The following is a 25,816-nucleotide window of genomic DNA, read 5'->3' as shown; positions in this document are numbered from 1 at the left end:
CGAATTACTCAGAAATGGTCACCTCATGGATATCCTGGCCCACCGCCCGCAGTTCGGGTCGATACATGTCTTCCACCTGGGTCGGCGGCACCTGATAGCGACCCGGGGTCACTGCTCGCATCAGATAGACCAGTTGCTGATTGCCCCCCTCGCTCAGATCCAGCGCGGCCGTGTAACGATCGTCTCTAAACTCCTGATGTTTGAGGTAGTCGTTCCATTCGCTCTGCCACGCAGGCTTGCCCTCGATACTGAGCTCCTCGAGCTTGATACTGGTGCCAAGGGCTGGGTTTTCCAGCTCAAATCCCGCCGGCAGCATCTCCACCAGCAAGGCATCGGGCACCGTCTGCTCGCTGCTCACATTGAGCCGCACCACCACCAAATCGCCCACCTTCACCTTGGCAGGATCAAAGCGCTTACCATCGGCATTGAACCAGCTGCGGGTCACGCTCATGCCCTGGCTGATGCGTACGGGGGCCTGCTCGGGATAGCCTACCAGGGTGCGCTGCACGTAGAGGGAGCCCTTGCCCTCGTTGGTCACGCCAGTGGCCGCCAGGGCCTCGGGGGCACCGATCTGCGCACTGTTTTTACCGGCAACGGCCTGGCCGCCACTGATTGACGCTACCCTGGCCTGCCAGTCAGCCGCAGGATCGACCTGTGCCAACCGCAACAGGGCCAGCCGCTCCTGAGTGCTTAGCCACTGGCGATGGGCCAGGGTGTCTGCCACCTTGGCGCTAAGCTCGGGCCAGCGATCCTCGGCCAGCTTGTGCTGGCGCAGCAAGGCGAGCTCCAACGCCCCATCGCGCAGGGGCGAACCGTAATCGGCCAGATAGTCATCGCCGCGCGGAGTCGCCAATGCCCGAGTCAAAGCCTTGGCAGCAGTCTGCTCATCCCCCATGGCGGAAAGCGCCAGCGAGAGGTGCAACAGCGGCAAACCGGAGCGGGCATGATCCGCCTGCTGCTCCCAGATGAGGCGCAAGGTGGAAAGTGGCGCCTTGCCTACTCGCGCCAGTACGAAGGCACTGTAAGCCTGATAGGCCAGCCGGCTGTGTTCGGGGGCACTGCTCCAGCGCTCCCCATACTGGCTGTCGCCGAGATAGCTCTGCAAACGGCTGATGGCCTGACTCAACATGGCCTCGGGCACGGCATCACCGGCCTCTTTTCTTGTCAGCAGGTAGTCGGCCGCATAGGCGGTGAGCCACTGCTCCTCATCGGAGCGGCCATCCCACAGACCGAACCCACCGCTGGGCAATTGCAGTCGTTGCAACCGTTGCAGCAGGGCGCGCTGCAGGTCCGCCTCGCTCACCGGCTTGTCCAGGTTTGGCAGATTGTTTGACCAGGCAGCACGCTCATCCGCCGTTGTCAGCAAGTAAGGCCAGGCGCGAGACAGGGTCTGCTCCAGACAGGCGTAGGGGTACTGGGCAAGCGCTTGCCACTGGCCGGCCGGATCCCAGGGAGGCGTGCCGGAGAGGCTGAGCAGCCCTTGCAGATTGGCGGGATCCAGCCCGGCCAGCTCGCTCTGGGCAAAGCTCATCTGCTGACCTGGGGTCAGCATCTGATAGCGCTGGCGCGTCTGGGCTGGCCAGGGGGATCGCAGCGGCAGCGACCATTCGCGGTTTACCGCAAAATCCTTGCCGCTGGCGGCCAGTTGCAGGCGAGCCACTCCGCTCGCCCCGGTCACTGTGAGCGGCAGGGTCAGCCACTGCTCCTCGCCGTTTTTAAGCGCCAGCGTCTCGGGCAGTTCGCCGCCCGCCTGCAAGCCGCCGGTCAGGGTCCAGGTCAGCGAAAGGCTCTGATCTTCACCACTCATGTTACGCAGTTGCACCAGAGCACGGGTCTCATCCCCTCTGGCCCCAAAACGCGGCCAGCCTATCTCGGCCACCAACGGCGCCACGACTTTGACGGCACGCTCGGCCTGACCCACCTGCTGCTCGTTCCAGGCCAGCGCCATCAGCGCCAGCTCGCCGTTGAAGTTGGGCAGATCAAGCGGGATCACCGCCTTGCCACTCTCGTCAAAACTCACCTCGCCGCTCCAGAGCGCCGCCACCTCGACCCGGCTCTCCAGCGCCCCTCCCTTCTTCAGGGCCGGCGCATCACCGCCGTAGTTGAGGCGAGCCAGCTTGCCATCCTGCGGCGGTATCACCTGACCGTAGTTGTCGAACAAGTCTTGCGCGAAGCGCTTGCGGCCAAAGAAGATCTCGAACGGATCGAGGGGTTGGTAGTCGCTGATATTGAGCACACCCCTATCCACCGCAGCCAGTACCACCCGGCCCTGGCTGTTTGGTGTCGAGGTCACCGCCACCTCGAGGCGAGTGAGCGGCACCGCCTTGTCCGGCGCACTCAAGGTGAGCGGCAGGCGGCGGGCCTCCCGGTCGAGCGCGAGCGGCACCAAACCGACCGAGCGCAGGCTCTGCACACTCTTTTGGCTCACCGGCTTTGATTCGCTGTCAGGGGCGGCAATCTGGGCGGAGATATGCAGATCGTGGCGCTGCCACTCAGGGCTGACGGGGATCTCGAACTCGCCACGGGCATCCTTGGCATCGCCACCGGTGCCTTTGAGCTCGATACGCTGCCACCAGCGCAGGCCGTCACCATCCTCCACCAGCAAGAGCCCCTTGCCCGCACGGGGGGCAACCAGCGTCACTTTCGCCTTGTCACCCGCCTGATAGGCGCGCTTGTCGAGGGTGATGGCAATCTTGTCAGGTCGCGCCTGCTCACCACCGCCACCCCAGGCGTAACTGCCGATCTCGACCCGCAGACTGGACTGATGGCCCTGACTGTTCTCCACCTCCAACCGATACCAGCCCGCCGCCAAGGGCAAGCTGAAGGTGGTCGGCCCCTTGCCATCCAGTTGCAGTGTCTGCTCCTGCTCCAGATAGGGCTGACTGTTGAACTCGTACTTCCACCCTTCGCCATCGGCGTAGTGCCAGTAGTAGTCACGGTATTCGTTGACCAGACGCACCTTCACCTCGCCCGCCACCGGCTGGCCCTGCTCATCGAGGTTGAGGATCTGGAAAGGCAGTGTCTTGCCCCCCTCCACTCTGTCTGCCACGAAATCGGCCTTGAGCGCAGGCCACTGGCTACCGGTGGGCCAGCCGTACTGGGTACGGCTGCGATTGACCGCCCTGCCACCGGGCTCGGATAAAGAGACCCGATAAGCCACCTCCAGCGGCCCCAGGGTCCCCACGCTGGCAAGTTGATCCACCAGCGAAAATGCGCCATGCCCCTGCTTGTCCAGGGTGAGCGTGACAGGCTCCAGATCCCTGGCCTGCTCGGTCAGCAGCACATCCCCCAGCGTAAACTCCTGCCACTGGGTGAAGGGCATGGTGGCGCGACTTATCTTCACCTCTGCCTTGGCCTTGGTGGCACTCGCCGGGGCGCCATAGAGATAATCCCCCTGCAACGGCAAGGTGAGTGCCTCCTGCGGGTTCAGTAATTCACCATCCGGTCCCTTGCCAAGTTGCAGCTTGAGCCGCTCCGGCAGGAACTCCTCCACCAGGAAGGGCCACTCGAAGCGGCTGCCGGCGGCGGTTTTCAGGGTGATGGTCCAGCGGCCGAGCGGCGCATCATCCGGCAGGCGCAGGCCGTAATGGGCGGCGCCCAGGCTGTCCGGCAGCAGACGTTTTTGCTCCAGCAGTTGGCCATCCGGCTGTTTCACATCCAGCTCCACCGCCATGCCCGGCAGCAACTGGCCATCCTGCCCTTTTAACAAAATTTCACTGTCAAGCCGTTCGCCGGGGCGGTAGAGATCCCGCCCGCTGAACAGATAAAGCTGCTGGGCCTGCCAGGGCTGGGTGCCCAATTCAAAGGCAGAGAGATCCAGCGCGGCGCCATCGAGGCGCAGCACAGCCAGATGCTTGCCCTGCTCGGCCAGCAGCAGGCGCGCGCCCTGCACCTGATCGAAGCGGCGATGCCCCCGCAGATCGGTTTGTTGCACCTGCAGCCGGTTGCCCTTCTCGTCGAGCAAAGAGAGTTGTACCTCCTTGAGGGGATCCGCGCTCGAGAGCGCGCTGACAAACACCTCCAGCTGGTCCCGATAGCGACGGGCACTGAGCCCCATGTCGCTCACCGCGAAATAGGTGGTCTCCTTGCGCCAGTCGTAGTTGCCCAAGGGGGACATGACCGCAAAGTAGACGCCGGCCTCGGCCAGCTGCGGCTCCTTGATGTTGATGAGGCGGGTCTCGCGGCGATTGGGATCCAGCTCAAGGGCGTAACGGCCGCTGAACACCCGCTTGGCGCGGCTGGTGATCTGCTCCAGCTCCCAGTTGCCCATGCCTGCGCCGGGTCTGTATTCGGCCAGAAAACGTGGCAGATATTCGGCATCGACCCGGAAGAAATCGATATTGACCTCATCCACGTTGACCGCGCTGATGGGCAGGCGCAGCTCCTGACGAAGCGGCAGCACCATGCCGCTCGCTGCAAAGGAGGCTCCCGCCTCCAGTGGTCGGGTCTTGAGGGTCCAGCTCTGCGCCTCGGGCCCCAACCCAGCTTTGAGGGTCACCTTGTAACTCTTGTCGGGCGCTACCTGCGGGAAGTAGAGGGTGCGGCCATCCTCGGCCAGGACCCACTCCCCCTGCAACTGCTTACCCCCCTCGCTCACACTGAGCCAGGTTTGCCAATTGGACTTGGGCGCCAGCGGGCCGGAAAAGACCAGCGCCAGCGCCGGTGCATCCCGATACTGGCGGGTATTGGCCTGCACCACAGTGTCTGGCGCCCCCGCAACTTGCCGGGCCGCGGGCGCCTGATCGGCGGTTGCCGGCTTGTCCGGGCCGCAACCGGCCAAGAGCAGACTGGTCAGCCCTGTGAGCAACAGGGCTGACCAACGGCGCCTAAGTGGTGAGACGAGAGCATGGGCACATTGGTGAGCAGCAGGGCGAGGGTCGAAAGGGCGCATAGGTTCCATCCCGGATTGGATCGCTGCCATAGCAGCGCGATAGGCAACAGGATAAGACATCCGACTCGCTTGACACAAAACTCATTGCAAAATGTCGAGCACAGATTGCCGCCAGACAGATAACAAAAAGCCGGCCCTGAGGTCGGCGTTTCACGGCAGCGGTGAGTCGGTTAGTCCATCACCGCCATCTGCCAGGTTTTAAAACCACCGGAGAGGTTTTTCACCTTGAAGCCGTGCTGACTGAGCAGGCGGCAAGCCACGTGGCCACGCAAGCCCACCTGGCAGCTGATGAGCAGCTCTTTATCTCTGGGCAATTCATTCAGGCGAGCGCGCAGCTCATCGAGGGGAATGTGCAGGGCACCCGGGATGCGACCCAACTTGTCGAGTTCGGGGCCATTACGCACATCCAGCACCTGTTGATGGGGATGACGAGCCTGCACCTCGGCAGCGTGGCAGAGGATGGTATCCCCCTTCAAGTGGTTGCTCGCCACAAAGCCCGCCATGTTGATCACATCCTTGGCCGACCCGAACGGCGGCGCATAGGTGAGCTCCAGATCCTGCAAGTCAAACACCGTCAGTCCGGCGCGCTGGGCCACCGCCAGTACGTCGATGCGCTTGTCGACCCCGTCCTTGCCGATGGCCTGGGCACCGTAGATCTTGCCATCGGGGGCGAACAGCAGCTTGAGGCTGACCGGATGGGCGCCCGGGTAGTAACCGGCGTGGCTGCCCGGATGCACATAAGCCTTCTCGAACGGCAGGCCCAGTTGCACCAGGCGCTTCTCGTTGAGACCCGTGCTGGCCACCGCCAGATCGAACAGCTTGCAGATGGCGGTGCCCTGGGTCTTCTTGTAGGTTTCGGCCCGCCCCAGCATGTTGTCGGCGGCGATGCGGCCTTGCCGGTTGGCAGGCCCCGCCAGGGGGATCAGCACGGATTCGCCGGTCACAAAATCTGTCTCTTCCACCGCATCCCCCACCGCATGGATGAAGGGATCCGAGGTGCGCATGCCGGCATCTACCTTGATGCCGCCGCGCGGGCCCAACTCCAGCCCCGCTTTTGCGGCGAGCAGGGTTTCTGGCTTGACGCCGATGGCCAGGATCAACAGACCGGTTTCAAGATGTGAGCCATCACTCAGGGTCAGACGCAAGCCACTGCCCGTGGCGCTCGCCACGGCGGCGGTTTTCTCAGCCAGCACATCCAGACTTTCGATGGCGGCAAGACCGGTGCGCAGCCGCAGATCTATGCCCTCTTCCCGGATGCGGGCGTGGAGCATATTGGCCATCTCTTTATCCACCGGCGCCATCACCTGATCGGAGAGCTCCAGCAGGGTGACCTCCAGCTTGCGCTGATGCAGTGCCTCCATCATCTCCAGCCCGATAAAGCCGCCACCGACCACAGTGACATGGCGCGGATGATCATGCTGCAGAGCAGCAAGGATGCGATCCATGTCAGGGATATTGCGCAGGGTATAAACATGCGGGCTGTCGATGCCGGGGAACGGAGGACGGATTGGCGCGGCCCCCGGGCTCAGCAGCAGTTGATCATAAGGCTCTCGCCGCTCTTCACCGGTTTGCAGATGACGCACCAGCAGTGTCTTGCCAGCCTTGTCTATCTCGATCACATCGTGAAAGACTCGCACATCCACATTGAAACGGCGCTTGAAGCTCTGGGGCGTCTGCAACAGCAGGGCATCCCTATCCTGTATGCCCCCCCCTATGTGGTAAGGCAGACCGCAGTTGGCGAAGCTGACAAACTCGCCACGCTCGAATACCACTATCTCGGCCTCTTCGCTCAGACGGCGAGCTCTGGCCGCCGCAGAGGCGCCGCCAGCCACACCGCCTACAATCAGGATCCGTTTCATCAGCAAGACTCCGGTGAACAACAAATTGCCATTAAATTAGCGATTTCTAATTTAGATTTCAATGAAATTTTGTTTGCACCGGTTTTGCAGTATTCTTGCCACCCGACAGTTGTTCAACAGGATGTTATCAGTTCATGTCGTCTACCGCGCTCAGTCACCTCCCCCCTGCCAGCCAGACACCGCTGTTCTTTCGTCTGGATGTGCGCAGCCAACGGCTGGTCGCCCTGACCGATGTGATGCAAACCCCGCTTCATTGGCTGGATGAACCGAGAAGTGCCTGGCCGGCCCAACTGCCGGATGCCCTGCGACTGCCCATAGAGCAAGCCCTTGCCAAAGGTCAGGGGGGCAAGCTGATGCTGCGCTTCGCCGGACAGCAGTGGCATATCGCCCTCTCCCATGAACAGGATGCCTTCTGGCTCATCTGCCTGCAGACCCAGCGCCAGGAACCCATCGCCGATCTCGCCTTGCAGCTGCCACGCCTGAGCCAGATGGCCAGCCAGCAACAGTTCGTCGCCATGCTGGAAGCCCTCAAGGAGAGCCTGGGGGCCGATCGCCTGATCCTCTGGCACTATCAGGCCAATGGCTCCCTCGGCAGCGAACAGCTGACCCCTGTCTTTGCCCTCGGCGCCGAGGGGCTTTCGGCCATTCGCGGTGACAGTCGCTACATTCGCGCCTTGCGCACCCGCAAATCCTTGAGTTTTTCCGAGGCGGCCCACCAGCCCATGCTGAGCCAGCACTACTATCTGGCCAATGCGGGGGTGAGCTCGCGCCTCGATGGCGCCCTGCTGGAGCAGGAAAAACTCATCGGCGTATTGAGCCTTGAGTACCTCAGCGCCACCGTGCTGAGCGAAGAGATGCTGCAACTGGTGCGCCACAGCGCCCAATTGCTCGGCCACTGGCAGCCAGAGCCTGAACCCCTCATCAATCCTGTGCTGGCCTTGCCCGGCGAGCTGACTCTGTTGACCGGCATCGCCTATTGCCGTGCACTGGTAAACTGGGCCGTCACCATCAGTGGTGCCCGCATCGGCTGGGTCGGCGAATACCAGCCGCGAGGCCAGGAGCTCTGGATCATTCCGCGCTGCGTGCTGGAAGGAGAAACCTTCTCCATCCTCAAACCCATACAGCTGGATCCCGGCCCCGCCCAGGAGTTGTTCCAGCATGGTCAGGCCCTCTATGTGGAAGACCTGCCCCTGCGTTATCCCCTGGCCACCCAGTTGCTGGCCCTCAATGCCAAGGCCTATGTCGGCGTGCCGTTGCACGGTCCGAGCGGCGCCCCCATGGGACAGCTCACCTTGCTGCTCGACACGCCACTGGCCGACCCCATGCCCTTGCTCGATGCCCTCAGCAGTCAGCACGAACGGGCCGCCATTGAATTGCAGCGGCTCGCCGCCGACGATGCCCTGCGCCTGGCAGAAGTGGCCTTCAACACCCACGACGGCCTGCTGGTCATGGATCACCAGGGGATCATTCTCAAGGTCAATCACTCCTTTGGCCGCATCACGGGGTTTGGCAACGATGAGATGATCGGCCAGCATATTGTCAGGCTTCGACCGACCTATTATGGCGATCACCTGAAAGAGGATGTCAGACGGGCCATCGGTGAGCAGGAGTTCTGGATGGGCGAGGAGCGCTGCCTGCACAAGGATGGGCATCTGTTCCCGGTGCGTCTCATGGTGAGCGGGGTCAAGGATGAACTCGGCGAATTCAGTCACTACGTCTGCAGCTTCTACGACATCACCAAGGAAAAAGACGCCGCCCGCCACATAGAGCAGCTCGCCTATTACGACGATCTGTGCGGCCTCTACAACAGGCGCAGCCTCAACAACATAATGCAACGCACCCTGCAGGCACCGAACGGTCAATGGGGCGCCTTGCTGCTGGTAGATCTGGACAACTTCAAATCGATCAACGACTCCCTCGGCCATGCCTGTGGCGATCAGCTGCTGCAAGCCGTGGTCGAGCTGCTCAAGGGACTGCCTCAGGACAACCTGGTGCTGGCCCGCATCTCGGGGGATGAATTCGCCCTGCTGTTCACCGCCCTGGGTCAGGGTTATGTCACTGCCAAGATCCTGGCCGAGCACTTCGCCCGCGAGCTGATGGGGCTGTTTCGCACCCCGTTCGACATCGAGGATCACAAACTCCATTGCAGCGCGTCTGTGGGGATCAGCCTGTTTTCCAGCGAAGATCAGGATCATCTGGTGCTGATGCAGCAGGCCGACACCGCCACCCACATGGCCAAGCGGGCCGGTCAGGGCAACTATGTTTTCTTCAGCGAGGCCATGGCCGAGAAAGAGAAGAGCAAGCTCACCATCAACAACCAGCTACGCGATGCTCTGCGCCACCATGAGCTGCAACTGCACTATCAGCCGCAATACAGGGTCGACAATGGCAGCTTGTCCGGCATAGAGGCACTGCTGCGCTGGCAGCGCAGCGACGGCACCATGGTGCCACCGGCCGAGTTCATTCCCATCGCCGAAGAGACCAGCCTCATCCAGGACATTGGTTACTGGGTGATGAAGACCGCCTGTGCCCAGTACAGCTTCTGGCTCAATCGCGGCTTTGCCATTCCCCACCTGTCGGTCAACGTCAGCGCCCGCCAGTTCCACACAGCAGGCTTCGTGCAGCAGGTGGAATACATACTGCGCGACACAGGGGTGCCCCCTTCCCGCCTGCTGCTGGAAGTGACCGAATCCGTGGTGCTGGAAAACCGGCTGGAGAGCATAGCCCGCATGCGGCAACTCAAGGATCTCGGCATACTGCTCTCCATCGATGATTTCGGCACCGGCTACTCGTCGCTGGCCTATCTGCGGGATCTGCCGGCGGACGAAGTGAAGCTCGACCGAAGCTTCATTCAAACCCTGGTTCACAGCGAACAGGACAAGGCCATCGTCAAGGCCATCCTGGATCTGGCCAAGGTTTTCCGCTTTACCGTCACCGCCGAAGGGGTGGAAGATGAGGAGCAGCTCGCCATCCTCAAAACCTTGGGATGCCAGCATTATCAAGGCTTCCTGACCAGTCGACCGCTGACGGTAAAAGCCCTGGAGAGCCTGCTCGGCGCGGCCCAGTCGGGCTAAACAGGTAGGATTTATAGGGATTTATGTAATAAAATCACGGCCTGCTCGAATCGTTGGAGTCGTCTATGTCTGTCAGTAATCAGATCCCTGCCGTTGAAACCAGTGCATCCGGTGTCATTGGCCGGATCCATTCCGTTGAAACCTGCGGCACCGTTGATGGCCCCGGAATACGGTTTATCGTATTCATGCAAGGCTGTCTGATGCGCTGCAAGTACTGCCACAATCGGGATACCTGGGATACCCAGGGTGGCCGCGAAGTGACAGTGCCGGAGTTGATGAGCGACATCACCAGCTATCGCCACTTCATGAATGCCTCGGGTGGCGGTGTTACCGCCTCCGGTGGCGAAGCCATGTTGCAACAAAATTTTATCGCCGAACTGTTTGCCGCCTGCAAGGAGAAGGGTGTTCACACCTGCCTCGATACCAACGGCTTTGTGCGTCACTACGACGAACAGCTCGACAAGGTGCTCGACAACACGGACCTTGTGTTGCTCGACATCAAACAGATCAATGACGAGAAGCACATCCCGCTGACCCACGTCAGCAACAAGTACACCCTGGAGTTCGCCCGTTATCTCGCCGCCAAAGGCAAGACAATGTGGATCCGCTACGTGGTGGTGCCGACCTGGTCAGACGATGACGAGAGCGCAGAGGGACTGGGCCAGTTCATCGCCGAACTGGGGGATAGTGTCGAGAAGGTGGAACTGCTGCCCTATCACGAGCTGGGCAAGCACAAGTGGGACGTTCTGGGTGAAAACTATGATCTGACCGGGATCAAGCCCCCCAGCAAGGAGACCATGGACAGAGTTCAGGGCATACTCGCCAAGTACCACAACAACGTCAAATACTGATGCCTCATCAGGGCTGGCAAGGAATACGCCAGCCCTGATGATATTGACACTGCATCACTGCACGCCATCACATGACAAGGAAATGCCATGAGTGAAGGACAAGCGGCCGCCCTCCTGCTCTGGGTATTGCTGCTGATATTCAGCCTGCGTGGCACCCTGCTGCGTACCCTGCTTGATCAACCCCTCTATCAGCACCTCTGCCTTGGCGGCGCCATCGTGCTGGTCCCGCTCTGGACCTTGCGCGCCGGCTTGCATGAAGGGCTGGAGGTGCACTTTCTCGGCCTCACCAGCCTGACCCTGCTGCTCGGGTGGCGCCTGGCACTGCTTGCTCCCTGCCTGACACTGCTTGTTCTGGGTTACTTCGGGGTTGCCTCCCTCGCCGATGTCGGCTGGCAGGCGCTGATTGGCATCGCCTTGCCAGTGGCTACCAGCTGGCTGCTGTTCCTGGCGAGCTGGGCCTGGATGCCCCGCCATCTGTTCGTCTATCTGTTCGTGGTCGCCTTTTTTGGCGGGGCGCTGAGCATCTCGGTCAAGATGATCGCCAGCGCCTTGCTGATGGGGATGAGCGGCGCCTATCCGTGGCATACCATCAGCGCCGACTACCTCTCCATCTGGCCACTGCTGCTCTTCCCCGAAGCCCTGCTCAACGGCATGACCATGACCTTGCTTGCCGTCTATCGCCCCCACTGGGTCAACACCTTCTTCGATCGGGAATACCTGGGGCGCTAAGCGCGTACGCCATGCTTGCGGCCAACCTACCCGTAACTCAGCGCTCACCCACGGACAGCAAAAACCCCTGACGAGCAGGGGCTTGGCAATAAGAGGAGGAGAGCTTAGAAGCGGTATTCGATATGCAAAGTATGGGTATCCAGGCCGGGGTTTTGCTCATACATGTTGGCGTTGGACATGTGCTCATACTGATAGCCAATCAGCCAGTTCTTGGTGATCGCATACCCCAGACCAATACCGGTGACAAACTGAAAAGGGCCGCCGTAATCTTTGAAGCCATTGCCGCGATGGCCGAACTCATGATCAGCCAGCCAGATCATCTCCGCTGGCAACCATACTACCCAGTTCCCCCACAGACATTCAGCGCGCGCCCCTGTGCCCAATCTGGCAGTGCGCTCATCCCCGACCTTCAGCATGCCGCCACGCACGCCCAGACCAAACTGGCAGCCAGAATCCCCCCAGCGCCAGAACATGTGGTGATATTTGGCGTCTGCCGTGAAGATGCTGAGTTTCTCGTTTTCGGATGGTGTGCCCAGTTGCAGGGCAACAATGTTGTCATTGGCGATGGCTCCGGTGCTGGCTATCAACGAAGCCAGCAGTCCCGAGAGCAAGAGTGTGTTAGCGCGCATGTCCCCTCCTACATCCTTGTTATCGTCCTTGTTATCCGACATGCCCTCTCAAACTCAAATGGGCACACCTCAGGAATAGTCAGTGGGGAGCAGAGTTGTCAACAAAACAGGTAAAACTAAAAAACAAGATTTTTACAGGGAATTGGTCTAGCTGGCAAAGGTGTTTCAGTTGAAACACAGTATAAAAGCCCGCAACAGCCTATTTGTTGAGCTTACTAAATAACCAATTAACGTTTATGCTCTATTCGCCAAATTTATCGGCCAAATAACAACCATACAAAAAACGGCGCTATGTAAGAGCATTCTGAATTAGTCGTTTTTTCGCCATAGATACTCATCCGACAAGTATTCAGCCTAAAAGACAAATTAAATAATCAATACAAAACAATAACTTATGAATTAATCGTAATTCCTCAGATTGATTATTGAGTGTTGACTCAATCGCGCCTGATAAGTAAGATGCGCCTCAAATAAAATAAAGCATGATGCTCGTCACAGATTGACGCGCAGAGGGCACGGGGTAATCAACCTGCACAGCAGGATCATTTTCTGAACAACATTGTTGTTCAGCGCCCTCCTATTAACCTCATGTTTTGAAAAACCACGAATTGATTGTTTTTAGAACGGGACTATGTCATTTCCGTGCGGTAGCCATGGTGAAATACCACCTTTTTTAACCAAAAAAGACACCATGAGGAAACAAAAAATCAACAATCAATTCCGTTGCCATTCCGGCTGCAGCAGCAGGCTGTTACGTTTGCATCGAACGCACATGGTAGACTCGCGCCTCACTTGATGTCAGCAAGACAACGCCACTCCATTTTGCAAGAAAAGACCAACCATTGAACAAGCCAATTCTATCCAGCCAGCATCGCTCACCCATGACAGTGCTGAAGGATGTCACCTTCGGCCTGCTGATGCGTGAGCTCAAGACCCGTTTCGGTAGTTATCGCATGGGCTACACATGGGCCGTACTCGATCCACTGTTCGCAATTTCTGTGTTCTGTTTCATCTTCGGGATGCGCCAGCGCAGCGGTTTTGGCGGGGTTGAGGCCCCCGTTTTTATCGCGGCGGGTTATCTACCATTTCTTATGTTTCAAAACGTGGTTGGCCAACTACGAACGGCCGTCAGCGCCAACCAGGGGTTATTCTGCTATCGACAGGTAACCCCCTTTGCCACTCTCTTCTCCCGTTTCTTGCTGGAAACCCTGATCGGCATGCTGGTGGCTTTTGTACTGATCCTGGGGCTGATGTGGTTAGGTTTCGATGCCATGCCTGCAGACCCGCTGGCCGTGCTGACGGGGTATGGCCTGCTGATGGTCTTCTCTTTTGCGCTGGGGACCTTGTTCTGCATCGTTACCTCCCTCTCCGAAGAAGCCAAAAAACTGATCCCCATTCTGATGCGCCCCATGATGTGGATTTCGGCGGTATTCTTTCCGCTGGCGGCCGTGCCCCAGAGCTATCAGCACCTGCTGCTGTGGAATCCTATCGTGCACGCCCTTGAGCTTATCCGCTCGGGTTGGATCGCCGGTTTTCAGACCCAGGGCGGCAGTTGGTCTTATCTGGTGAGCACAACCCTGATACTGCTCACTTTCGCTACGAGTGCCTATCGCCTCAGCCATCGACGACTAATCGCAAGCTAACAAGATGATCACTCTGGATAACGTCTCAAAATACTACCCCACCAAATTTGGCCGCCATTACGTGCTGAAGGATGTCAGCTTTATCCTGCCCGGGGATCGCAATATCGGCATTCTGGGGGCAAACGGGGCCGGAAAATCCACCCTGCTGCGCCTGCTCGGCGGCATGGACATGCCCAATAAAGGCAAGGTGATCCGCCACAGCCGGGTCTCCTGGCCCCTGGCCCTGAGTGGCGGCTTTCAGGGCAGCATGACGGGGCGTGAAAATACCCGTTTCGTCTGTCGTATTCATGGGGTACACGACACAGAAGCGGTCGAGGAGTGGGTGAAGGAGTTCTCGGAGATTGGCCAGCATTTCGAGCTGCCCATCAAGGGTTACTCGAGCGGGATGAAATCCAAGTTCTCCTTCGCCGTCAGCATGGCCTTTGATTTTGATATCTACCTGACCGACGAGATCACCTCGGTGGGGGATGCCAGATTCAAACAAAAATGTATCGATGTGTTCACCCAGAAGCGGGAAACCGCCAGCCTGATCATGGTCTCCCACGATATGAAGACGCTGCGCCAGCAGTGTGACATGGGGATAGTGCTGCAAAACGGGCAACTGACCCTGCACGACGATATCGAAGACGCCATCGCCATCTACCAGACGCTCTGATCTTCCATTTCAAGTATCTCCACGGACCTTTATGACTAAAGCCAAATTGACCGCCCTGCTTGAACGCAAGCTGCGCAAATTCAAGCGTGATCCCAAGCTGTTTCTTATCGATTCAAAAGGCTATCGAGTCGCCCATCACTCCTGGAAAAAAGCCATCAAGCTTGGCAGTTTTCTCTGGGTGGTGATCTGCTTCAGCCTGGCAGTGCTCTATTACGGCACCCTTGCCAGCGATCGCTATGTCAGCCAGGCAAGCCTCATCATCAAGCAGGCAGACCAGCTCAAGATGCTGCCAGATGCGCTCTCCATGCTGGGGCTCGGGGGCAGCAATCATCAGGATGTGCTGGTGATCCAGGACTACCTCAAATCCTGGGATATGCTCAACACCCTGGATCAGGCGCTGCAACTGAAAAAACACTATCAGAGCGACAGTGCCGATGTGTTCTCCCGCCTGCCTGAAGATGCCACCCGCGAAGAGTTTCTGACGTTTTATCGGGATCACCTTACCGTCAGTCTGGATGAACTCTCGGGCGTGCTGACCGTCAGCCTGCAAGCCTTCGATCCTGACTATGCCAAACAAGCGGTCCAGCTGATGCTTAAAGAGAGCGAGGGCTTTATCAACCGTTTGAGCCGTCAGGTGGCGATGGAGCAGCTCAAATTTGTAGAGACCGAAGTCGCCCGTTCCCACGAGCGGCTGCTGGGTGAACAGGCCAAGATGCTGGCCTTCCAGAACCAGCACCAGCTGATGAGCCCCGAGGCCACCAGTACCGCCATGATGGGAGTGGTGTCTGAACTGGAAGCCGAGCTGGTACGCCAGGATGCCGAGCTTAAACGGCTGCAAATCTACATGAACCCCAATGCCCCGGACGTGGTGGCGGTGAGAGACAGGGTCGATGCCCTCACCCGTCAGCTGGCGCAAGAGAAAAATCGCCTGACCGGCAGCGAGAAACAGTCCCTCAACGAGGTCAACGCCGACTATCAGGCAGTACAAGTTCAAACCCAGCTGGCCGCCGACGTCTACAAGACAGGGCTGGTGAGCATGGAGCAGGCGCGCGTCGAAGCGTACCGCAAATTGAAACACCTGCTGGTGGTGAGCCAACCCAGTCAGGCCGAAGAGGCCGAATATCCCCGCCGTCTCTACAACCTGGCCACCATCGGTGTTCTGCTTTGCCTTTTCTACGGTCTGGTCGTGATGGGTCTTGCCACCCTGCGCGAACATCAGGACTGACAGGAGTATGTCGTTGAATACCTTTTTTACTAGATCACTCAATATCAAGCCGAGTCTGCTGGCCCTGAGTCTGGGCGTCTTGTTGCAACCCGCTTATGCTCTGGAAATCTCCCAGGAAGGAGCCCCGGTGCGCAAGGTCATCACGGATACCCAGACCCGGGATCCTGTATTTGGTAACTGGCTGTTTCGCGGTGAGTTTGCCCGGGAATCCTTCAACGGCTTCAACCCGGATTACCGCATCGCCATCGGCGATCGGTTGCAGGTACAACTGTGGGGAGGGGTCGAATTCGATCAACCCCTGACGGTCGATCACCAGGGCAATATCTTCCTGCCCAAGGTTGGGCCCATCAAGGTGGCAGGGGTTCGTAACGAACAACTGAATGACACCCTGCTTGGCGCTGTCACCACCGTCTATCAGAAGAATGTCAGCGTCTATGCCACCCTGGACGTGAGCCAGCCGGTCAAGATCTTCGTGACCGGCTTTGTCAAGCAGCCGGGCCTGTTTGCTGGCCAGTCAGGGGATTCCATCCTCTATTTTCTGGACAAGGCGGGCGGTATTGCCGCCGAGCGCGGCAGTTATCTTGACGTCGCCCTCAAGCGCAATGGCAAGACACTGCGCCACTACAACCTCTACCAGTTTCTGGTCAATGGTACCCTGCTGCCCACCCAGCTGCGCGATGGTGACATCATAGTGGTGGCACCGCTGCGCTATCAGACCACGGTCAGGGGCAAAGTTGCGAACGCCAACAAGTTCGAACTGAGCAAACCCCATGTCACCCTGGCCGAGCTGATGCAGATGGCCAGGCCCGATCCCGATGCGACCCATATTCGGGTGAGCCGCAATCAGGGGGAAGATATCCACATGGATTACTACCCCATCAATGACGCCCAACTGGCCAAAAACATGATCAGCTCGGGGGACACTGTGGAAGTGATCGCCGACAAGCGATATGCCTCCATAGCAGTGCGGGTTGAAGGGGAACACGACAGTGCCCAGGAGTATGTGCTCAAGTACGGCGCCCGCCTCGGCGATATCCTCAATGGCCTGAAACTGACCCAGGATGCCGACTTGAGCGCCATCCAGCTCTATCGTGACTCGGTCAAGATACGTCAGAAGGAGATGCTGAACTCCTCCCTCAAGGCGCTGGAAGCCAGTATCCTGACTGCCCGCTCCTCTTCCGAGGGGGAAGCCAAACTGCGCAACAGCGAAGCACAATTGCTGATGCAATGGGTCGAGCGCGCCAAGGATATTCAGCCCAACGGTCAGGTGGTGCTCGCCAATGGCACCAACATGGAAGATGTACGGCTCGAACCGAACGATATCATCCGCATTCCGCGCCAGACCAACCTCATCATGGTGCACGGGGATGTCATGTTCCCGAACGCCATCCTGATGGACAGCAAGCGCACTGTGGCCGACTACATCGATCTGGCCGGCGGCTTTACCCAGAAAGCCAGCAACTCCCGTATTCTGCTGCTGCATCGTGACGGCACCTTTAGCCAGATTGAGAAGGGAGATCTGGACAATAAAGAGATCGCCATCAAACCGGGTGACGAAATTTTCGTCCTGCCTCAGGTCGATACCAAGTCCCTGCAGATCACCAAGGATATTACCGAGGTGCTCTATCAAATCGCCATTTCGGCAAGAGCCCTAGTGCTTTTATAATAACAAGAATAGAGTGGCAGTGGCTGCCACTCTATTTCACTTGTGAGTCAATTCCTTTGCATAATAATAAACGACCACGTATCGCTTTAGTGGCAGACCAGTTCACGACTTTCAGCTTGGCCCCGGATGCCGACCTTATTCAGATCACCCCGCTCGACTGGCAATGGAAACTCAGATTTTTTAAACCTGACTTTTTGTTTGTGGAGTCAACCTGGCGTGGCTACAAGAATAGTTGGCAAGGCAAGATTGCCAGTTATGCGCACAGTTCACCCAATAAACCAGAACTGCGAAAATTACTGGAATTTTGCCGAAAACGGAAAATTACAACCATTTTCTGGAATAAAGAGGACCCGTTTCATTTCGAGCGTTTTGCCGATGCGGCGGAGCTGTTCGATGTGGTCTATACCACGGATGCCGGTTCCCTTGAACGGTACCACTCCCTTCCCCATCAGGCCTTTGTCCATGTTGGTGTCCTGATGTTTGCCGCACAGCCAAGCTGGTATCAACCAGCGGTGAGCGGTGAACGGGGACCAGGGATCGCCTTTCTGGGGGGCTATTATGGCAACGAGCTGGCCGAGCGCAGCAGGGCACAAGAAGATGTGTTGTATGCATTGCGGGACAGAGGCTTGATTATTTTCGATCGCTTCTGGCAGAAAAATAACGGTTGCAGTTATCCGGATAAGCTTCAGCCATACTGCAAACCTGCTATCTCGCCGATATCTGTCGCCAAGGCGTACCGGCAATATCAGCTTTATTTGAATTTCAATACGATAAGTCAATCGCCGACCATGTTATCCCGTCGGGTGTTCGAGTTGGCGGCAGCGGGCTGCCCCATTATCAGCACCCCTTCGATAGCGATGGAGAGCATTTTTGGCAAGAGTATCGTCGCGGTACAGGATGGTACGGCGGCACGCGAGTGGTGTGTGCAATTACAAAAAGATATTCGTCAGAGAAACGAATTGGGCGAGCAAGCCAGGGAAATAGTGCTAGCCCAACACACCTGGCAACACCGACTGACACAGCTCAATAGTGAGCTCAGTCTTTATTAGTCATTTCGGGACAATACGAAAAACCAATTAACTCACACGGGAGTGATTATTATGCCGATAAAAGCGCAGCGGGTATTGATTGTGTTTGGTACCAGACCGGAAGCAATCAAGATGGCTCCGATCGTCAAGGCCTTCCAGGCCAATCGCAAGATTGACGTCAGAGTCTGTGTCACGGGGCAACACAGGGAGATGCTGGATCAGGTGCTCAACCTGTTCGAGATCGAGCCGGAGTATGACCTCAACATCATGAAACCGGGTCAGGATCTGACCGATGTCACCACCGCCATTTTGGAAGGACTCAAGCCAGTTTTTGCCGAGTTCAAGCCGGATCGCATTCTGGTGCACGGTGACACTGCCACCTCTTTTGCGGCAACGCTGGCGGCCTACTACCACCGCATCGCGGTCGGTCACGTCGAGGCCGGACTTCGCACCGGCAATATCTACTCACCCTGGCCGGAAGAAGGTATGCGTCGTCTGACAGGGGGCATTGCCGATCAACATTACACCCCGACCATCAGCTCGCTGAAAAACCTCATCATGGAAAACATCGCCCCCGAGACCATCTTCGTGACTGGTAACTCAGTGATCGATGCCCTGATCGAGGTTTCCCACCGCATTGATAACAACGTCGGCATGAAAGCCGAGCTGGCCAGCCGTTTCCCCTTCCTGGACAAGAGCAAGAAGCTGATCCTGGTGACGGGTCACCGCCGTGAGAACCACGGCGACGGCTTTGAGCGCATCTGCAAGGCGCTGGCAGCGCTGGCCCAACGGGATGACGTACAGATCGTCTATCCGGTACACCTCAACCCCAATGTGCAAGAGCCGGTCAACCGCAACCTCAAGGGGCTCGACAACGTGCACCTGATCGAGCCGCAGGATTATCTGCCTTTCGTCTATCTGATGAAACAGAGCTACCTGATCCTGACCGACTCTGGCGGCATTCAGGAAGAGGCGCCGACCCTGGGCAAACCTGTGCTGTGCATGCGCGACACCACTGAGCGCCCTGCCGCCGTCAAGGCCGGCACTGTGCGCCTGGTCGGTACCTGCGACGAGACCATAGTGGCAGAGACAGTGCGTCTGCTGGATGACGAGCTGGCCTATCAAGTGATGAGTCATGCCAACAACCCCTATGGGGATGGCAAAACCAGCCAGCGTATCGTTGAGGCCGTCACTGGCATGAGCGGCGCCCTGGGCCAGCAGATTGACAGCAGCCTGCAAGTTGCCTGATTTACAGATTACATACCTGTCTTTGGGGGCATGCATGATGCCCCCTGTTTTACTATCGAGAGCACAAAATAATGAAATTTGAAACCATCTCCGTTGTTGGTCTGGGTTATATCGGTTTGCCAACTGCAGCAGTCATTGCCAGCAACGGCATTCGTGTCGTGGGTGTGGATGTCAACCAGCATGCGGTAGACACCATCAACCAGGGCAAGATCCACATTGTTGAGCCGGGTCTGGAAGACCTGGTCAAGCAAGCCGTGCAAGATGGCCATCTGAGCGCCCACACCAGCCCGCAGAAGGCTGATGCCTTCCTGATCGCCGTACCGACCCCGTTCAAAGGCGAAGATCATGAGCCGGACCTGAGATATATCGAGAGCGCCTCCCGCGCACTGGCCCCCATGCTGGAAAAAGGCAACCTGGTGGTGCTGGAATCCACGTCACCGGTCGGCGCGACCGAGCAGATGGCCAAGTGGTTGGCCGAAGAACGCAGCGATCTGACCTTCCCGCATACCGTTGCTGAAGGCCAGACCCCTGATATCTTTGTGGCGCACTGCCCGGAGCGCGTACTTCCCGGTCAGGTGATCCGCGAGCTGGTTGAGAACGATCGCATTATCGGTGGCATGGACGCAGCCAGTACTGCCGCTGCCACCCAGGTCTACAAGATGTTTGTCAAAAAGGGCGAGTGCATCGCGACCGAAGCGCGCACTGCCGAAATGAGCAAGCTGACCGAAAACGCCTTCCGTGACGTCAATATCGCCTTTGCCAACGAACTGTCACTCATCTGTGACAAGCAGGGTATCAATGTGTGGGAGCTTATCTCCCTGGCCAACCGTCACCCCCGTGTCAATATTCTGCAGCCAGGCTGCGGCGTGGGTGGTCACTGCATCGCCGTCGATCCCTGGTTTATCGTCAACCAGAACCCGGACACGGCCCGCATGATCCACCAGGCGCGTCTGGTCAATGATTACAAACCCCACTATGTGGTGGAGCAGGTAGAAAGTGCGATCGCCGGTATCAACAACCCGAAGATCGCCTGCCTGGGGTTGGCATTCAAGCCGGACATCGATGACCTGCGCGAAAGCCCGGCCCTGGATATCACCAAGACCCTGGCCAACAACCCGGCTTATCAGATCCTGGCGGTGGAACCCAATATTGAAGCTCTGCCGGCTGCGCTGGAAAATCGTAATAATGTACGTTTGGCGTCAATATCTGAAGCTATGCAGCAAGCAGATATTGTTTTGGTTCTAGTCAAACACAAGCCATTTATTGGTTTGCAAGCAAGTGATTTCTCAAAGGCCATGTTGCTAGACTTCGTTAACATTTAATCCTTTAACCATGAGCACTACATCGGTGCTCATGGTTCTTTTATAAGAAAGCCGACGCTATGACTGACTTAGAAAAAATAAAGCTAGAACTAGAAGAATATAAAATTGAGAATCATGCTTTAAGATTAAAGAATGAGAAAGTCAAGAATACAGTTTCATTCCGCCTTGGAAATATACTTATCTCCGGTTTCAAAGGATATCGTCAAATAATTCTACTTCCCTATGAGCTTTACAAGTTACGCCGAGATATCAAAGGGAAGAAGAGTAGAAAACAAAATATCGAAAAAAATATAACCATCGTCTTCTCTCAACATTCCCACTTTATTTTAAGAGACAATGAAGTAGCCAGCCATGCCATAGTGAAAAATAGTGAACTCACTATTTCTGGCCACATTATTTCTGAAGAAAATGAAAAACAGAATGCCGCTTTACTTACATTTAAAGCATCTAATAAAAGCGACCAAAATTTAGCAAAAAAATTAGGGCTTAGTTGGTCTGAAAAAGTGGGTATGTATCATTACCTGCCCACAGATAAAGGCAGCATTGACTTTGCAATAGCACTTAAGAATGTTCCAGCAGGAAAGCTGGAAGTATCGGCGAGGCGCTGGAATAGCAAGGGTTTGGTAAAAATATCTGGCACACTTATCGTCAAAGAGGAAGTGTCCATTGCCGACAAGTTGTCGCAGTCAGGAACTATAAACAAATACTCTGAAATATATTACAAACATGGACTATCTCGCTTCTTAGATGAGCTTAACAAAGACGATAAAATATCTGAATCAGATAAGGTTGTAATACTAGTTACTTTTATTCGTGGCCTGACAGCAAACGAACGCGATGCTATAGGAAAGCTATCTGTAGAACTTACCAAATACGCATTACCTTTAGAGCAAGTCAGTCCATTATGTCAGCATCTTTACCTTGAAGGTTGCTATAGAGAAGCGAGTTACTTACATAATCATTTCAAGTCTGGGTTAGATGGCTTTAAGAGAAAGTACGCTACGGACGTGATCAATCTCTTGGAAAGTGGCATCAGCATTCCTAATAAGAGCAGTTCAAAAAACTTAAGCAACACCAATATAATAAAATATTCAATTCACTGTTCTTTACCACATCATTCAAACGGCTATGCAACTCGCAGTCACTCTGTTTTGACCGCTCTAAATACGTTAGGCCTTGATGTTGTCGGTTCCACCAGGCCAGGATATCCATGGGATGTACGATTTGCTACTGCGCCGAGTAGTGAAAAAAATTATTGTATAGACGGTATCAATTACCATCACTTGCCTGGGCCTATACAACGCAATCTGACCATTTCTGAATACATTGAACAAGCATCACGAGTGATAGAATCTGATGTTATAAAAAATGGTGCAAAGTTCATCCATGCTTGCTCGAATTATCTGAATGCATTTCCAGCACTCTTTGCCGCCAGACGTCTCGGCATTCCATTTGTATACGAAGTACGTGGTTTTTGGGAGATCACGGAATCCTCAAGAAAGCTTGGTTGGGAAAACTCTGATAAATACCTGATTGATAAGCATCTAGAAACCCAGTTGGTACAGGCCGCAGATGTTGTAATTACACTAACGGAGGCTATGAAATCAGAAATTGTTTCTCGTGGCGTCGATGAAAAAATTATTTTTGTTGCTCCAAATGCAGTTGACTTAGATAAATTTGTAGCGCAGCCGCCTGACCTGACACTTAAGCAAGAGTTGGAGTTACACGAGGAGCTTACTATTGGCTATGTCGGCTCGATCGTTGATTATGAAGGGCTAGATGACCTAATTACAGCTTCACATCAACTAATACAGGCAGGTTATCGTTTCAATTTATTGATTGTCGGTGACGGCATGGCGCTGCCTAGCTTGAAGGCTCTAGTAACTAAATTAAGTCTGGAGCAATATGTCAAATTTACTGGCCGCATACCTCACGAATCAGTCGTTAACTATTACTCAATTATTGATATCACTCCATTTCCCCGAAAAAGTTTGGATGTTTGCGAGCTAGTTTCACCACTAAAACCTTTTGAAGCCATGGCTTTAAATAAGTGTGTGATAGCCTCTGATGTCAAGGCCATAAAAGAGTTCATCATTGAAGGTGAGAATGGCATCCTCTTTGAGAAAGGAAATATAGCCTCATTAAAAGACGGGTTAGCCAGGTTACTCACAGACCAAGAGTTGAGGCAACACCTTTCAGCTAGAGCAAAACTCTGGGTTGCAGAACAAAGAACATGGGCCAAGACCGGGTTGGTGTTCAAAGCAGCATATGAAATGCTCGAACAATTGGGAGGTAATGTGCATGCTCGACAAGAGTCGTTACCTATAAAGCATCAGGCCATATATCATCTTGGACAATATGAGTATATTGATGTCACGGAAAAACCCACTGTCGACTTTATTGTGGATGGCAATACAAGTTATCACTTTAAAGGAAAGTGTGATATTAAAAATGCAAAATCAGCGTTAATACAGTTTCAGCTTTCCCCTGCCATTTCTAAAGAAAAATATATCGCATTGGGCTATCACTGGTCAGATAAAATGGGGGCATACCGTTACATCCCAGTTCAGAAGGATTCAGAGTATTGCATTCCATTTAAAACGGATAAAGCATCAATCTCAGTCAAAGTGACAATCAACCCTTGGGGGAAGAATGTAACCTCTCTTTCTCATCACCAGCATATAAAAATTGAAAAAAGCTACAATGACAAAGCCACTGCAATTACTAAGATCACACAGAAAAGCAATGAAAAAAACATTGCAATCTATGGTGATGTCAATACCAACCTGATTGATGGCGCTGCTATTTGGCTTATATCCCTTGCTAAAACCCTTGCAAAAATTGATCGTGTTAATGTATTTGTTTTCTTGAAAGACAAAATAAAGAGCAGCGAGGTTATTGATGATGCATACACTTATGAAAATATCTATCTAATTGAACCAGATAGAGGCCCGATGAGGCCTGAAGCAGTGGTAACTACGTTCAAAACGTTTGAAGAAGACCACGGCAGCTTTGATGCTGTCATAGTCAGGGGTTCAGATGTTTGCAAGGCGTTAGCTGATGCAGGGAATTTGGATGGCAGGCTGATCCCTTATCTTACTGACATCCCCCAGTCAACATCAGCACTTACACCTGAGTGGAAAAGCAAGATTGATGACATTATTTACTCATCCGGCCATGTACTATGTCAGACTGATGAATTAGCTGAGTTTTTTGCTGATAATTTCCCTTCTGCAACGACTTCGCTACTCCCACCTATGGTTCCGGCATATTTATCCGGCCAGAAACAAGATAATAACAAGAAACTTATCTTGGTATACGCAGGTAAATTTGCCCCTGAGTGGGGAATACGCGAACTGTTCAGCACCTATCGCAAGTTGCAAGAGACATTGCCACAGCTTGAGCTGCATATCTATGGTGACAAAGTTCATAACCCGAAGGATGACCCAACCTTTTACCAAGAGACCCTTGCTCAGCTAAAGAGTGGTAATGGTGTTATCTGGCATGGACGAACTTCACGTCAACAGGTATTGAATGCTCTGCTGTCTGCCGACCTGGCCTGGGCATGGCGCCATGACAGTCTCGAACAAAATACTAAAGAACTATCAACCAAGTTGCTCGAATATGGGCTAGCCAAGATTCCTGTGCTACTGAATCGTTCACCCTTGTATGAGAAACTACTTGGCACAAAATTTGAGTTATTTGCCCGCAACCAGCAAGAACTTGAACAACGAGCTCGTTTCGCATTGATGCTCAAAAAGAAGAAACGTGTCACAGCACCATTGGAAAATCTGGTCAAGCAACACTCTTTTGAGCATGTGGCCATCAGACATTTGCAACCTATGCTGGCAAAGTTTTCAATACGTAACGGTGCTGTCATATTACTAGCTGGGCACGACCTCAAATTTTTTACTCATCTAGAGGCAAAATTCAAGCAACAAGGTTTCACAGTCTTAGTTGACAAGTGGCAGGGCCATAACAAACACAATGAGCCCAAGAGTCTATCGCTCCTAAAACGAGCTAATATTGTTATTTGTGAATGGGCACTAGGTAATGCCGCTTGGTACAGTAAAAACCTAAGAGCACACCAAACACTACATATTCGGGTTCATGGACAAGAGGTCAACCTGGAGTATTTTGGACAGATGGATTTTAGCAAAATAAACTCCATCAACTTTGTTAGCCAACATTTATTGAATGATGGCCTGATAAAGAACCCTATGCTCCCTAGTGAAAAATGCCATGTTATCCCCAACTATGTACTCTGCGAAAAACTGGATCGTCCAAAGCTTGATGATGCCGAGTTCAATATAGGCCTAATTGGTATAGTTCCAAAGATGAAACGCCTGGATAAAGCTCTCAATATTTTGGAGGCCGTTCGCAAGCAGGATTCTCGTTATCGCCTTTTTATCAAGGGGAAAAAGCCTGAAGAATACTCATGGATGAAGAACAGGCCAGAAGAGATGGTTTTTTATGATGAGCAATATGCTCGCATTGAAAATAGTAAATGGTTGAAAGACGCTGTATTTTTTGATGGTTTTGGCAGTGATATGGCTACCTGGTATCAGAAAATTGGTTATGTGTTATCAACCAGTGATCACGAGTCATTCCATCTCAGTGTTGCTGACGGTGCGCTAACTGGTGCAAAACCGGTAATAATAGAGTGGCCAGGAAGTCGTACAATATATAAAGAATCTTGGTGCTTTGATTCAATTGATGAATCAGCATCATGTATCCTGGACAGGACAACCGTAAGCGCAAACGATAATAAGATTTTCATTTTAGAGAACTTTGATATAAGTATAGTATCATCTAAGTGGGCACGCTTACTCAAAAACTAAACAGGAAAATGACATAAAACATGTCTAATTAAATATGGCATGTTTTATGATTTATGTTCTACTCATAGGTAATAAATTAAAGATTAACACATAACACTTGTGTTACTTCTCAAATAACCATTGTTAAGATATAAACTTCCTGTGAATTAAAATAT

The 25,816-nt window shown here is 54.6% G+C and carries 14 protein-coding genes; 11 read left to right on the top strand and 3 right to left on the bottom strand.

The genetic code is table 11. The annotated features are described in order from the left end of the window. Positions 1–4: 4 nt before the first annotated feature. Both AC1P02_RS13920 and AC1P02_RS13915 read right to left on the bottom strand, forming a co-directional pair. Positions 5–4,891, bottom strand: coding sequence for an alpha-2-macroglobulin family protein (locus AC1P02_RS13920; protein WP_485182479.1), 4,887 nt, complete (start codon positions 4,889–4,891; stop codon positions 5–7). Positions 4,892–5,061: 170 nt separating this feature from the next. Further along, the gene (locus AC1P02_RS13915; protein WP_485182478.1) at positions 5,062–6,750 is read right to left on the bottom strand and encodes an FAD-dependent oxidoreductase; all 1,689 of its coding nucleotides are present in this window, start codon (positions 6,748–6,750) and stop codon (positions 5,062–5,064) included. Between the two features lie 134 nt (positions 6,751–6,884). On the opposite strand from AC1P02_RS13915, the gene AC1P02_RS13910 reads away from it, so the two are divergent. From AC1P02_RS13910 to AC1P02_RS13900, 3 genes are all read left to right on the top strand, one after another. Next, on the top strand, positions 6,885–9,824 hold the full coding sequence (locus AC1P02_RS13910) for a sensor domain-containing phosphodiesterase (RefSeq protein ID WP_485182477.1): 2,940 nt from the start codon (positions 6,885–6,887) through the stop codon (positions 9,822–9,824). Positions 9,825–9,889: 65 nt separating this feature from the next. Continuing rightward, positions 9,890–10,675: a pyruvate formate lyase 1-activating protein gene (gene pflA / locus AC1P02_RS13905; protein WP_059168524.1), complete on the top strand. Its 786-nt coding sequence runs from the start codon at positions 9,890–9,892 to the stop codon at positions 10,673–10,675. An 87-nt stretch (positions 10,676–10,762) separates the two neighbouring features. Continuing rightward, positions 10,763–11,404 (top strand): energy-coupling factor ABC transporter permease, encoded by a 642-nt coding sequence (locus AC1P02_RS13900; RefSeq protein ID WP_309265294.1) that lies wholly within the window; start codon positions 10,763–10,765, stop codon positions 11,402–11,404. A 104-nt stretch (positions 11,405–11,508) separates the two neighbouring features. Here the strand turns inward: AC1P02_RS13900 and AC1P02_RS13895 are convergent, their stop codons facing one another. Further along, positions 11,509–12,033 carry an acyloxyacyl hydrolase gene (locus tag AC1P02_RS13895; RefSeq protein ID WP_212540394.1) on the bottom strand — a complete coding sequence of 175 codons (525 nt, stop codon included), beginning with the start codon at positions 12,031–12,033 and terminating at the stop codon, positions 11,509–11,511. Between the two features lie 842 nt (positions 12,034–12,875). Here AC1P02_RS13895 and AC1P02_RS13890 point away from each other — a divergent pair. The 8 genes from AC1P02_RS13890 (at position 12,876) to AC1P02_RS13855 (ending at position 25,661) form a co-directional block, all read left to right on the top strand. After that, positions 12,876–13,676, top strand: coding sequence for an ABC transporter permease (locus AC1P02_RS13890; protein WP_485182476.1), 801 nt, complete (start codon positions 12,876–12,878; stop codon positions 13,674–13,676). A gap of 4 nt (positions 13,677–13,680) precedes the next feature. After that, a complete protein-coding gene (locus tag AC1P02_RS13885) occupies positions 13,681–14,331 on the top strand; it encodes an ABC transporter ATP-binding protein (RefSeq protein ID WP_485182475.1) in 651 nt (216 codons plus the stop codon). Positions 14,332–14,362: 31 nt separating this feature from the next. Further along, complete coding sequence (locus tag AC1P02_RS13880) at positions 14,363–15,556, top strand: KpsE/RkpR family capsule polysaccharide export protein (protein WP_485182474.1); 1,194 nt, start codon at positions 14,363–14,365, stop codon at positions 15,554–15,556. A 13-nt stretch (positions 15,557–15,569) separates the two neighbouring features. Next, positions 15,570–17,222, top strand: coding sequence for a polysaccharide biosynthesis/export family protein (locus AC1P02_RS13875; RefSeq protein ID WP_485182473.1), 1,653 nt, complete (start codon positions 15,570–15,572; stop codon positions 17,220–17,222). Between the two features lie 116 nt (positions 17,223–17,338). Beyond that, positions 17,339–18,271, top strand: coding sequence for a CgeB family protein (locus AC1P02_RS13870; RefSeq protein ID WP_485182472.1), 933 nt, complete (start codon positions 17,339–17,341; stop codon positions 18,269–18,271). A 51-nt stretch (positions 18,272–18,322) separates the two neighbouring features. Then, complete coding sequence (gene wecB / locus AC1P02_RS13865) at positions 18,323–19,498, top strand: non-hydrolyzing UDP-N-acetylglucosamine 2-epimerase (RefSeq protein WP_408113889.1); 1,176 nt, start codon at positions 18,323–18,325, stop codon at positions 19,496–19,498. A 71-nt stretch (positions 19,499–19,569) separates the two neighbouring features. Next, positions 19,570–20,820 (top strand): UDP-N-acetyl-D-mannosamine dehydrogenase, encoded by a 1,251-nt coding sequence (gene wecC / locus AC1P02_RS13860; RefSeq protein WP_485182471.1) that lies wholly within the window; start codon positions 19,570–19,572, stop codon positions 20,818–20,820. Positions 20,821–20,879: 59 nt separating this feature from the next. After that, positions 20,880–25,661, top strand: a complete 4,782-nt coding sequence (locus tag AC1P02_RS13855; RefSeq protein ID WP_485182470.1) for a glycosyltransferase — start codon at positions 20,880–20,882, stop codon at positions 25,659–25,661. Positions 25,662–25,816 lie beyond the last annotated feature (155 nt).

Source organism: Aeromonas sp. TS_SC_11, assembly GCF_057318915.1.
This window is presented reverse-complemented; position numbering and strand designations above follow the sequence as displayed.

Excerpts from the sequence above, each read along its gene's own strand:
- AC1P02_RS13920 (WP_485182479.1), bottom strand. The coding sequence starts at position 4,891 with ATGCGCCCTTTCGACCCTCGCCCTGCTGCTCACCAATGTGCCCATGCT.
- AC1P02_RS13915 (WP_485182478.1), bottom strand. The coding sequence starts at position 6,750 with ATGAAACGGATCCTGATTGTAGGCGGTGTGGCTGGCGGCGCCTCTGCG.
- AC1P02_RS13910 (WP_485182477.1), top strand. The coding sequence starts at position 6,885 with ATGTCGTCTACCGCGCTCAGTCACCTCCCCCCTGCCAGCCAGACACCG.
- pflA (WP_059168524.1), top strand. The coding sequence starts at position 9,890 with ATGTCTGTCAGTAATCAGATCCCTGCCGTTGAAACCAGTGCATCCGGT.
- AC1P02_RS13900 (WP_309265294.1), top strand. The coding sequence starts at position 10,763 with ATGAGTGAAGGACAAGCGGCCGCCCTCCTGCTCTGGGTATTGCTGCTG.
- AC1P02_RS13895 (WP_212540394.1), bottom strand. The coding sequence starts at position 12,033 with ATGCGCGCTAACACACTCTTGCTCTCGGGACTGCTGGCTTCGTTGATA.
- AC1P02_RS13885 (WP_485182475.1), top strand. The coding sequence starts at position 13,681 with ATGATCACTCTGGATAACGTCTCAAAATACTACCCCACCAAATTTGGC.
- AC1P02_RS13880 (WP_485182474.1), top strand. The coding sequence starts at position 14,363 with ATGACTAAAGCCAAATTGACCGCCCTGCTTGAACGCAAGCTGCGCAAA.
- wecB (WP_408113889.1), top strand. The coding sequence starts at position 18,323 with ATGCCGATAAAAGCGCAGCGGGTATTGATTGTGTTTGGTACCAGACCG.
- wecC (WP_485182471.1), top strand. The coding sequence starts at position 19,570 with ATGAAATTTGAAACCATCTCCGTTGTTGGTCTGGGTTATATCGGTTTG.
- AC1P02_RS13855 (WP_485182470.1), top strand. The coding sequence starts at position 20,880 with ATGACTGACTTAGAAAAAATAAAGCTAGAACTAGAAGAATATAAAATT.